15 protein-coding genes are annotated in these 9,776 nt (G+C 38.8%); 4 read left to right on the forward strand and 11 right to left on the reverse strand.

The window, feature by feature from the left end; all coding sequences use genetic code 11:
* Positions 1 to 157 precede the first annotated feature (157 nt).
* From ACFINX_RS08625 to ACFINX_RS08675, 11 genes are all read right to left on the reverse strand, one after another.
* Positions 158 to 1,201, reverse strand: a complete 1,044-nt coding sequence (locus ACFINX_RS08625; RefSeq protein ID WP_375634359.1) for a tyrosine-type recombinase/integrase — start codon at positions 1,199 to 1,201, stop codon at positions 158 to 160.
* An 8-nt stretch (positions 1,202 to 1,209) separates the two neighbouring features.
* Positions 1,210 to 1,428, reverse strand: coding sequence for a hypothetical protein (locus ACFINX_RS08630; RefSeq protein ID WP_375668665.1), 219 nt, complete (start codon positions 1,426 to 1,428; stop codon positions 1,210 to 1,212).
* Between the two features lie 141 nt (positions 1,429 to 1,569).
* Complete coding sequence (locus tag ACFINX_RS08635) at positions 1,570 to 2,058, reverse strand: DUF488 family protein (protein ID WP_375668666.1); 489 nt, start codon at positions 2,056 to 2,058, stop codon at positions 1,570 to 1,572.
* Positions 2,059 to 2,127: 69 nt separating this feature from the next.
* Positions 2,128 to 2,751 carry a lambda exonuclease family protein gene (locus tag ACFINX_RS08640; RefSeq protein WP_375668667.1) on the reverse strand — a complete coding sequence of 208 codons (624 nt, stop codon included), beginning with the start codon at positions 2,749 to 2,751 and terminating at the stop codon, positions 2,128 to 2,130.
* A gap of 1 nt (position 2,752) precedes the next feature.
* Positions 2,753 to 3,547, reverse strand: coding sequence for an ERF family protein (locus tag ACFINX_RS08645; RefSeq protein WP_375612641.1), 795 nt, complete (start codon positions 3,545 to 3,547; stop codon positions 2,753 to 2,755).
* A 72-nt stretch (positions 3,548 to 3,619) separates the two neighbouring features.
* Positions 3,620 to 4,075, reverse strand: a complete 456-nt coding sequence (locus tag ACFINX_RS08650; protein WP_375654207.1) for a hypothetical protein — start codon at positions 4,073 to 4,075, stop codon at positions 3,620 to 3,622.
* Positions 4,072 to 4,761 (reverse strand): hypothetical protein, encoded by a 690-nt coding sequence (locus ACFINX_RS08655; protein WP_375612643.1) that lies wholly within the window; start codon positions 4,759 to 4,761, stop codon positions 4,072 to 4,074. The genes ACFINX_RS08650 and ACFINX_RS08655 overlap by 4 nt, the downstream gene beginning before the upstream one ends.
* Before the next feature lie 5 nt (positions 4,762 to 4,766).
* Entirely contained in the window at positions 4,767 to 5,231 is a 465-nt protein-coding gene (locus ACFINX_RS08660) for a hypothetical protein (protein WP_375668668.1), read from the reverse strand.
* A gap of 14 nt (positions 5,232 to 5,245) precedes the next feature.
* Positions 5,246 to 5,938, reverse strand: coding sequence for a hypothetical protein (locus ACFINX_RS08665; RefSeq protein WP_375668669.1), 693 nt, complete (start codon positions 5,936 to 5,938; stop codon positions 5,246 to 5,248).
* 113 nt (positions 5,939 to 6,051) lie between these two features.
* Entirely contained in the window at positions 6,052 to 6,432 is a 381-nt protein-coding gene (locus ACFINX_RS08670; RefSeq protein ID WP_375668450.1) for a hypothetical protein, read from the reverse strand.
* A 227-nt stretch (positions 6,433 to 6,659) separates the two neighbouring features.
* Positions 6,660 to 6,968 (reverse strand): hypothetical protein, encoded by a 309-nt coding sequence (locus tag ACFINX_RS08675; protein ID WP_375668670.1) that lies wholly within the window; start codon positions 6,966 to 6,968, stop codon positions 6,660 to 6,662.
* Between the two features lie 129 nt (positions 6,969 to 7,097).
* Between ACFINX_RS08675 and ACFINX_RS08680 the strand changes: the two genes are divergently transcribed.
* The 4 genes from ACFINX_RS08680 to ACFINX_RS08695 all read left to right on the forward strand — a co-directional run bounded on the left by ACFINX_RS08680 (position 7,098) and on the right by ACFINX_RS08695 (position 9,672).
* Positions 7,098 to 7,415 (forward strand): hypothetical protein, encoded by a 318-nt coding sequence (locus ACFINX_RS08680; protein ID WP_375668672.1) that lies wholly within the window; start codon positions 7,098 to 7,100, stop codon positions 7,413 to 7,415.
* A gap of 574 nt (positions 7,416 to 7,989) precedes the next feature.
* On the forward strand, positions 7,990 to 8,316 hold the full coding sequence (locus ACFINX_RS08685) for a dATP/dGTP diphosphohydrolase domain-containing protein (protein ID WP_375668673.1): 327 nt from the start codon (positions 7,990 to 7,992) through the stop codon (positions 8,314 to 8,316).
* A gap of 11 nt (positions 8,317 to 8,327) precedes the next feature.
* Entirely contained in the window at positions 8,328 to 8,894 is a 567-nt protein-coding gene (locus ACFINX_RS08690) for a hypothetical protein (protein ID WP_375668671.1), read from the forward strand.
* A 19-nt stretch (positions 8,895 to 8,913) separates the two neighbouring features.
* Entirely contained in the window at positions 8,914 to 9,672 is a 759-nt protein-coding gene (locus tag ACFINX_RS08695; RefSeq protein WP_375637283.1) for a hypothetical protein, read from the forward strand.
* The last annotated feature ends 104 nt before the right edge of the window (positions 9,673 to 9,776 follow it).

A 9,776-nucleotide genomic window follows, 5' to 3' on the forward strand; every position in this document is an offset into this window, starting at 1 on the left:
TTGTCTGGTTGTTATCCAGTGACTAAATGGCATACAGGGGAGCAAGGAAGCAGTTTACGTGTAGACATAAATGGTATATAAAAAGCAAGTAAAATAAAATAGTTATGTCTAATATGGGGGAATAGGTGAATCTTGATTCTATTGAGTTTTTTTGCCTCTATCCCTCATCTTTTTGAAGCTTTTTTATCGCCTCTATAGCTAACCTTTTGCGATCTGCGCTCTTTGTGTAAAGAGATGCCATAGCATCATTTGTCCAGCCAAAAATTGCTTTGAGTTGTGATACTGTTGCACCAGAGTTAGCTGCGCGTGTTGCGGCTAATTTCCTTAATCCATGCGCCGATTTTTTAATTCCAGCCGCATTACAAGCGTCTCTAAATGTATCGCCAAAGCTTTCTTTGGAGAGTTTTTGATTAGTTTTACTACAGATGAATGTTTCTACTCCAATAGGACCAGCTTCAAGCGTTTTGGCTAATTCCGGTAAAATAGGTAGAAAGACATCTGTTTGGAATTTACTTTTCTCTGTTTTGAGATGAATAATATTGTCTTTGACATCTTTCCAGCCAATGCGAACCGCATCACCACGACGTAAGCCCGTATACAAAAGGACATCAATCCAGACACGTTCATGGGTACCATGGGACCATCTTTGATAATATTTCTCAACATCTTCTTCTGTCCAAACAGGAAAGCCGCTTTTATTTTTAAGAGGAGGTTTTTTGACGCCTAAAGCTGGATTATTTTCCAAAAGACCTTGATCAATTGCCCAATTAAAAAGTCCATTAAGGGCTTTCAGAAAGTTTCTAGCCATTGCTGGTGTTTCTTTGCGCCGTTCAACACCGGCTATGATATGTTTCTTTTCAATTGCTTGGTATGGAATATTTCCTATGGAGTCGCATATCTTCATAAGAATGTATTCTTTTTGTTTCTTTGTAGTATTAGAGTAGCTATGCCAATTAGAGCTGTTAAAGTATTGTTTAAGCAGCCATGCAAATGAACCTTCAACAAGTTTACCAGTTTTTGATTTAGGAAGTATAAGCCCTTGTAACTCGGCAAGTGCGCTTTTGTAGTTATCAACAAACTCTTGTGTTCCATAAGTTCCGCGTATTCTAATACGTTTTCCATGACCAATACGTACATACCATACGATTTTGCCATGTTGGGTAATTTGTTTAACGAGATGAGGGGGGCGTGGTTTTGGCATGATCAATTTTACATCTTAGAGAGTGCGATTTCGTAATATTCATTCTTTGACAAATCTAAAAGTTTGTCTGGGTGTTCTGTTGAGTTTGGTATTGGAATATCTGCTTTAAGGTAGATAAGCAGTTCACCGGTAGGTTTGATTTCTATGAGTTCGCATTTTTGCTTTTTTGCTTCTCTTAAAGCTCGTGCAATGTCTGCTTGCGTTATGATAGCTTTACGAGGTGCCATATCTTTTCTCCTTACATTGAGATGCAATTCACGTGTGGCGTGAATCACGCATTACTTGAAAGTGTTAAGAAGGGTGGGGGTGCTAGGAGGCATTTGTGAAGAGAAGCACCTCCATATGTAAAAAATCTGTAAGTTTATTTTTTAGATGTGCTTAATTTCATATTTCCAATCAGGCAATTGAGTAAGAGCTAATGCGAGTTGTCCTCTATGACACATGCATACATTGGCTTCAAAACAGGTGATTGCAACGCGCTTTTTGTTTAAAAACATTTGATATAATTTGTTTATTGCACAAGAATTATTCTTGAGAGTTGTATTTCGATAATTTTTAAAAAGACGGTCATAATCTTTTTGTGTTTTCAAACTTCTTCGTTTTTCAGAGGCAATTCCAAGTTCAGGCATATGCATATATTCAATATCAATGTTGCTTACAGCTTGCTCTAATTGTCTTTTTGAAAATCCGTGTTTTCTACTTATTGGATTTTTACGAACATCACATAAAGTTTTGATATTGTTTTCTATGAGACAACTAAGATAATTCTCAAGGGACCTACCTTCATAGCCAATGGTAAAAAAACAAAATTCCTCATCTTTAGCAGGCTGTATGATAATATGTTCGATGTTACACACGTTTAATTTCCTTATGTGAAAGGGTGGGGGTGCTCGTAGATATGCGGGGAACAAAACACCCCCATAAGGTTAAGCAGCTTTTGTTGAGAGTTGTTTTATCTCTCGTTCTATCTCTGCTAAAAAGGTTTCAACAGCTTGATTGATCTGTTCAATTTGTTGATCATCACGGAGAACACGCTTGACTTTCATGCGTAAGTGAAAGAATTCCCCCGTAAAACGTGGGTCATAGCTTACGAAATCACACCATTTTCGTCCTGTACAAGCCATTTGGAATTGCATTTGTGCGTGATATTCTGGTTTGATTTCATCACCTATACAAAAGCGCATATGTGTTACTGATCTCGGGCATTTGACTTCGATTAAACCGTCTTCTCCAATGAGACCATCGGGGCTAGCCCCCGCCATTTCTATTGTGGGGTGTTGGATAAAGCCGCACTTTGTTATATTGGCATCATGAATGAAGCCATATTCTCTCAAGGCATCATCTTCATGTTCGATACCCCATCTCATATCTTCAGTTTCATAATAAGGGCTTGTTTCGCCTGTTAAGCGCTCTGTTATGAGTTTGATTTTGTAGTCTTCATATTTGCTCGTAGGCAATCCTTTTGTAGTTTTATTGAGTATGTTGTAAATGTTTGATGCGGTGACTTTACCCAAGCGCGCTTGAAACCATTCTGCTGTTCTTTGTTCCATCTCACACCGCCGTTTGTTGCTCTTGTGGCGTTGCTATATCGGCATCTTGTATAGTAGAATCTGTTTCTGCCTTTTGCCTGTTTTGTTTATCTTTCAAAAGATGTAATACCGTTTGTGCTTGTCCTTCAGACATATCGTCGAGCTTTTTGACGTTGACATAAGCAAGTATTTTTTCTTCTTCTGTTTGGGTTTGTACGACAAGTCTTCTGATTTCATTGATCTGTTGTGGAAAAGCCTTTTTAATAGGCGGGTTTCCATCTGTATCGTCTTCTTTACTTGCTAAATTAAGAAGCATGCCTAATAGGTATCTTCGTGCGTAGGTAAGTGTGGAACCAAGTGATTGTATGCTATTTTTAGAGCCTGTACTGTCAATTGGAAATGTTCCTTCTGTTGAGATTTGATTGTCTGAAGGATGAGACAGAGTTATTTCTATGGTAACGTTTTTTTCTGTTTGATTTTTAATACGATAAAACAAAGCAAATTTGTATGTTGCAAGCCCTTTCTTTACAGCATCAATGTACTGATCAAGTGTAGCGTATTTGCTGTTTGTATGGTTATTAATGGCGTTTTGTTCGATATTTTTATATGCCATTTGCACAGCCGAAAGATCACGGACAAAATTTTGGCGCTCTTGTCGTTTTATCTCTTGTTCTCTTAAATCAAGAAGACGCTCTAAGCGATCCATATCGACGTCACTGTCTAAGGCTTTATTTAAAATACGTTCCATGACAGTTTGTTCGACGGCTACATGATGTGTTTCTTCAATTTCTATTAGGTTAGTGTTTTGTTCACTCATCTTGATTTCCTACATTGCGCGCAATTCACCCGTGGCGTGAATCACGCTTGTGTTAAAAGTTGGTTTGTGTTGCTAGAAAGGAATGTCGTCTTTTGTTGAAGAGTTGCCGTTCTGGGCGGTCATAGTTTGTTTACAATCTTCTGAATTATCATAAATTTTTACATTGCCATAAATTCTTGAATCGGCATAAATAATCACATTTCCATAAATTTGTGTGTGTCCAAAAATATGTCCATCATATATTTTGACGTTATTATAAATTTTTGCATTGCCAAAAATCTCGGCACAATCACCAATTTGTGCTTTATCATAAACCTTAGCACTATCGTAAATCTTGGCACAACAATACGCCTTGGCATCATTATAAATCCAGCAATCGTCTTTTTGACTTAAATTGTCTTCATACTCTACAAAGCCCCCAAGGTCCCCAGCCTTAACATCACCAAAATCTTTTAATGCACGTATGCGGTAAAGCGTAAGGTATCCATCAAACTGAATTGTTTCATCAGTAAGTTCGTATTTTTTCATCTGGTCTTTTCTCCAGTTGAGATGGCGTTATAGTCATCAACGTGTGCGCTACGGTAAACTTCTGCCTTATCGGAAACGCATGCATAACCGTAAACCTCTGCCTTACCATAAACACGTGCTTCATCGAAAACGCGTGCACAATCGTAAACTTCTGCCTTATCGGAAACGCATGCATAACCGTAAACCTCTGCCTTACCGTAAACACGTGCTTCATCGAAAACGCGTGCACAATCGTAAACCTCTGCCTTACCGTAAACGTGTGCCTTACCGTAAACGTGTGTCTCACCGTAAATTTCTGCACGACCGTAAACGCATGCCCCGTAGTAAACGCGTGCGCTCTCGTAAACATGTGCATCATCAAAAATCCTAGCACCATCAAAAACCAGCGCATCATCATAAACTTTGGCATTACCGTAAACTTCTACATAATCGATAACGCGTGCATTGTTATAAACACGTGCATTGCCAAAAACTTGTGCCTCATCGGAAACTAGTGCATTGTCATAAATACATGCATTATCCGCAACCCAACAATAGTCCTCATGCGATAGGTTCTCTTCAGTCTCAATATAGCCGCCAAGATCACCTTTCTTGACGTCCCCCAAATCTCTCAGTGCACGAATGCGGTGAAGGATTTTGCCATCAACTTCGATTGTTTCATCAGTAAATTCGTATTTTTTTTCCATGATTACTATTTCTCACGTTCTACGATTACGGTGGAGCCACTAATTTTACAATTTCCAGCAATGTCTACACGACAGCAAATATATGCTTGATTGTAAATTTTAGCATTTCCGTAAACGTGTACACTTTTCCCTATAACAGAATTCCCATAAATCCGCGCATAGTCAAAAACCTTGGCATTATCTCCAACATCAGCACCACCAACTTCGGCATAATCAAAAACTTGTGCATTGCCATAAACGCGTGCATTCCCATAAACCCGCGCATCATCATAAACTTTGGCATCACCGTAAACGTGTGCATTGCCAAAAATCCAACAGTCTCTCTTATGGCTTAAGTTGCTCTCTTTTTCTATAAAACCGCCTAGGTCACCTTTTTTGACATATCCAAAGTCTCTCAGTGCACGAATGCGGCGGAGCGTTCTGCGCCCAAACTCAATTGTTTCATCAGTAAGTTCGTATTTTTTTTCCATGGTTTAAGTCGCCCTTATCTTAAAACAGTGTCATTTCCAGATACTTTTGTATTTCCGGTTACTTTGGCATTCTCGCAAACTAGTGCACCACCAAACACACGGGCATTTCCAGAGATTTCTGCGTGACCGCCAATTTTAGCTTTTTCAGAAACATGTGCACCTTGGTGGATTGCGGCATTGCCATAAACCTTAGCCTTTCCAAAAACACGTGCATCATCTGCAATCAATGCGGATTCAAAAACACAAGCATCGTCAAAAATTTCTGCGTTCTTTGAAATTATTGCATTACCGCCAATCTTTGCATCATGGTATATTCGTGCATTACCAGAAACAGAAGCTTTATCGTACACTTTCGCGTTCCCATAAATTTTTGCAAGTACGTGAACACGGGCATTACCGTAAACTTTTGCATGATTGAAAATGTGTGCACCACTCAAAATTTGTGCATCATCGAAAATTGTTGCGTTATCATAAACCAATGCACAATCTTGGATTAGTGCATTGGCATAGACTTCGGCATTCCCAAAAACCTTTGCACTATCTCCAACCCAGCAATTGCCATCATGTGATAAATTACCCTCATGCTCTATAAAACCACCAACGTCACCTTTCTTGACTCTTCCAAAGTCTCTCAATGCACGAATGCGGTGGAGAGTTTTGCCCCCAACTTCGATTGTTTCATCAGTCATTTCGTATTTTTTTTCCATGGTTTTACTCCTTTAAGTTAGATTCTGCCTTTGTCGTTCTTGCAAAAGAACGGCATTGCATTGTGTGGTGAATTTTTTGAAAAGGTGGCGTCTTTTAAAAACGCCTTTAGCTTTTAAAGCACATCACAAGGACGCAAACGGTGTTGTTTTTCGTAAGAACCATACATTGCATCATCATATTCGCGCTGTTTTATATCATCTAAAAAAAAACCGTATGCTGTGCTGTGTAGAATAAAGTCATGCGGTATTTTGCCATCAAAACACTTTTGTTCACGTAGTTTGAGATAAAACTCAGCAATATCTTCAGAGATATCTTCGTAACGATTAGTCGTTGGTTCTACGCGCAAAATTTGGACAGCATTATCGGTTTGGTCGATAAAATTGATAATGTCCTTTTCTTCTAATAAAGGACCAGATTTAGCGAGATTTTGTTCTTCATTTTCGCACATCACTAAGAGAATTTCATCAGAATTTATAAACACTGGTTTATTCACAAATGCCTCCATACTGCCTATTGGCAAAAGTTATTTTCTAAGATATGGAGTGAATATATTTTCGTTTTACGGTAATGTCAACATAAAAATACCGTATAACGAAAATTATTTTATGAGTATTCATCTAAAGATTAGTGTGTTTTTATAGATATTTGGAGATTTTATGAAAGGTTATAAGACTGCCAAAAGAAAATTTTTACAATTGTCAAATGAAGAAAAAACAGCAGTTATCGCTTTTTTGATTCGATTAAAGTATGAAGAAACGCTAAAACTGCCCTCCGTTCTTCTTCATTGCAAGACGAATATAGATCATAAAAATCTTGATCTATCTTGCTTAAAGCCGGATACGGAGGATACTCCTTAAAGAAACTGTGTAGCTTCACTAGCTCTTCTGCGGTGATATCACGGTAGGCTTTAGAGTCAGAGTCATCAATCGATAATAAGCGCGTAATAGATGATGGACTCAATCCTAAATGTTGCCCTAAAGCCTTACGGCTTCCATGCCCCATTTCATTTAATTTTTCATTAATCCACATTTTTATTAGCTTTTGAAAATCCATTTTATTTTTCTCTCTTAAAATTATTAAATAATCAATATTGCGTATTACGAAAATTTTGCTTATATTTGCGTAATACGTAAATATATGACAGAAATTTTGGATTACATGATTACTCCAGCAGTTATGATTATAAAATATTTAGGTGGTGCAAAACGTGTGTCGTTGATTTCTCAATGCCATGTGTCTGCTGTTTATAAATGGACTTACCCCTTTGAAAAGCGAGAGGGTAAAGGCGGCATCATTCCAGCTAAATACCAAATTATGCTTTTAAATTATGCGCGTGATCATGGGATAGATTTGCGTCCAGAAGATTTTTTTTATCCCGAGCGCTTGCAGAGATTAATGCAAGAGCAACACCCCCCAATGACTACATTTGCAAAAAGTTCCGGCGTTGATAGCGCGCGTGAGACTTTGCAGCCTTAAGGAGGTGATGATGGCTGTAGAAAAGAAATACGAACTTACTGATGAAACAATTGAGTTTGCTGGAAAAACTCTTCACCGCATTCGTGCATTGAGAAGCTTTGGAAAAGTTAAAGCAGGTGATGTTGGTGGTTTTGTAGAGAGTGAAGGCAACCTCTCTCATGAGGGCGATTGTTGGGTTGGGAATAGGGCATGGGTTTATGGTGATGCACGTGTTTTTGGCAATGCCAAGGTTCTTGGTTTTTCTCATGTTTATGACAATGCCCGTGTTTATGAGAATGCCAATGTTCTTTTAGCAGCTGCGATTTATGGCAACGCCAAGGTTTGTGGTAATGCGCATGTATTTGGCAATGCCAAGGTTTGTGATGAAGCTGCGGTTTTTGGTAATGCTTACGTTTACGATAATATCCATGTTTATGGCAGCGCCAAGGTTTATGGCAACGCCAAGGTTTGTGGTTATGCCAAGGTTTGTGATGCTGCTAAGGTGTTCGGTCATGCCGTGGTTTATGGTAAGGCCAAGATTTATGGAAATGCATATGTTTGCGGCACTGAAGAATATGGTGGCGACAGAGTTTATATGTGTTCACATAATGCAAACGAAGCGCATAAGAATGATGATGGTAAGCCTCGTATAGAGCTTATACCGCCGTTGGCACTGCTTGAAATCGGCAAAGTTTTAGAGTTTGGGGCAAAGAAGTACGGAGCAAACAATTGGCGTAATGGCATGCACTGGAGCAGGTTTCACGGTGCTGCTTTACGTCATTTATTAGCATGGTTTGGTGGAGAGCATAAGGATGCTGAGAGTGATTTATCACACTTGGCACATGCGGCTTGTTGCATTCTTTTTTTAATGGAATGCGAAGCACAACAGATTGGTCATGATGACCGCCCTCATAAAAATTAAAGGAGATAAAGATGAGTTCGAATGAAATTTTATGGATAGCAGTGGTTTCAGTTTTGCTCTTAAGCGGAGTGATGTTTCGTATTGCATTGCATTATCGCGATCAAGTTAAAGCACTTAAAGAGCAGGTTCAAGATATTAAGAAAAAAATGAAAGAGAATGAGTTTAGGTATTTAAAGGAAAGCAAGCAGACAATTGATGAATGTGATGCGGATCTTGAAGAACGTGACAAGGAAATTAAACAACTGAAGCAAGAGATTGAAGAACGTGACGAGAAAATTGAAGAACTGAAACAAAAGACTGAAGAGCATGAAAAGGCGTTCAGAAATGTAAGTGAAGTTGTAATGACACTCGAAGCAGATGTTCAATCACGTGATACGGAAATTAAAGAATTGAAGCAAAAGATAGATGCGTACCGAGAAGACTTTAAACGGAAAAGTGAAAAGATACAGGCACTAAAAGCAGATGTTGCATCACGCGACGAGCAAGTTGAAAGACTAACACAAGAGCTTAAACAGCGTGATGAAGTAGTAAAAGCGCCGCCTCATAAGAATAAGAAGAGTAAGAAGAAAAGTAAGTGAGAAGATAGAGGTGGAAGATATGATACTTAAAAAGAAGTATGAATCTACTGATGAAACAATCGAAGTTAATGGAGTTACGCTTCACCGTATACGTGCTTTAAGAAATTTTAGAGATGTGTACGCAGGTGACTTAGGTGGCTTTATTGAAAATGAAAGCAATTTAAGTCATGAGGGAGACTGTTGGGTTGGGGACGATGCAAAGGTTTATGGTAGTGCTAGGGTTTACGGTCGAGCCAAGGTTTTTGGTAATGCCAACGTTTATGATAACGCTCATGTTTATGGCAATGCCATTGTTTATTTTGATGCTAAAGTTTTTGGTAATGCACATGTATACGGTACAGCAATAATTTGTGAAAATGCCCGTGTGTGTGGTGATGCATGGATTGATACAGGTTTTATTAGTGGTTGTGATTTAGTTAATAGTAGTAAAAAGAAATACGAACTTACAGACGATACAGTTGATCTCGGTCCTTTCAAGTTACACCGAATACGAGCATTGAGAAGCTTTGGCAAAGTAAAGAAAGGTGATTTAGGTGGCTGGGTAGAGAGTGAAGAGAACCTCAGTCACGAAGGTAATTGTTGGATTAGTGGTTTAGGGGCTGTTTTTGGTGGCGGCAGATTACGTGGTGATCACCTAGTTCCAAACTTTAATTACATTTCCAATACGACTTATAAATTGTCTATGTTAACACCACAACAATACATGGCATCTCTACCTTGGCACCGTAGAATATGGGAGCGACTCCGTTATTATTGGGAGTGCGGAATATGGCTTTAGAGCTTCATAAACGTGATGAATAATACAATTCTTTGTTTTGATCTAGGTACCAAAACGGGGTGGGCGATACGTGGTGCAAGTGGTGACATGTTCAGTGGTACCGT

It is taken from the genome of Bartonella sp. AP36NXGY, assembly GCF_042195865.1.
GTDB lineage: Bacteria > Pseudomonadota > Alphaproteobacteria > Rhizobiales > Rhizobiaceae > Bartonella.

Excerpts from the sequence above, each read along its gene's own strand:
- ACFINX_RS08625 (WP_375634359.1), bottom strand. The coding sequence starts at position 1,201 with ATGCCAAAACCACGCCCCCCTCATCTCGTTAAACAAATTACCCAACAT.
- ACFINX_RS08630 (WP_375668665.1), bottom strand. The coding sequence starts at position 1,428 with ATGGCACCTCGTAAAGCTATCATAACGCAAGCAGACATTGCACGAGCT.
- ACFINX_RS08640 (WP_375668667.1), bottom strand. The coding sequence starts at position 2,751 with ATGGAACAAAGAACAGCAGAATGGTTTCAAGCGCGCTTGGGTAAAGTC.
- ACFINX_RS08645 (WP_375612641.1), bottom strand. The coding sequence starts at position 3,547 with ATGAGTGAACAAAACACTAACCTAATAGAAATTGAAGAAACACATCAT.
- ACFINX_RS08650 (WP_375654207.1), bottom strand. The coding sequence starts at position 4,075 with ATGAAAAAATACGAACTTACTGATGAAACAATTCAGTTTGATGGATAC.
- ACFINX_RS08655 (WP_375612643.1), bottom strand. The coding sequence starts at position 4,761 with ATGGAAAAAAAATACGAATTTACTGATGAAACAATCGAAGTTGATGGC.
- ACFINX_RS08660 (WP_375668668.1), bottom strand. The coding sequence starts at position 5,231 with ATGGAAAAAAAATACGAACTTACTGATGAAACAATTGAGTTTGGGCGC.
- ACFINX_RS08665 (WP_375668669.1), bottom strand. The coding sequence starts at position 5,938 with ATGGAAAAAAAATACGAAATGACTGATGAAACAATCGAAGTTGGGGGC.
- ACFINX_RS08675 (WP_375668670.1), bottom strand. The coding sequence starts at position 6,968 with ATGTGGATTAATGAAAAATTAAATGAAATGGGGCATGGAAGCCGTAAG.
- ACFINX_RS08680 (WP_375668672.1), top strand. The coding sequence starts at position 7,098 with ATGATTACTCCAGCAGTTATGATTATAAAATATTTAGGTGGTGCAAAA.
- ACFINX_RS08685 (WP_375668673.1), top strand. The coding sequence starts at position 7,990 with ATGTGTTCACATAATGCAAACGAAGCGCATAAGAATGATGATGGTAAG.
- ACFINX_RS08690 (WP_375668671.1), top strand. The coding sequence starts at position 8,328 with ATGAGTTCGAATGAAATTTTATGGATAGCAGTGGTTTCAGTTTTGCTC.
- ACFINX_RS08695 (WP_375637283.1), top strand. The coding sequence starts at position 8,914 with ATGATACTTAAAAAGAAGTATGAATCTACTGATGAAACAATCGAAGTT.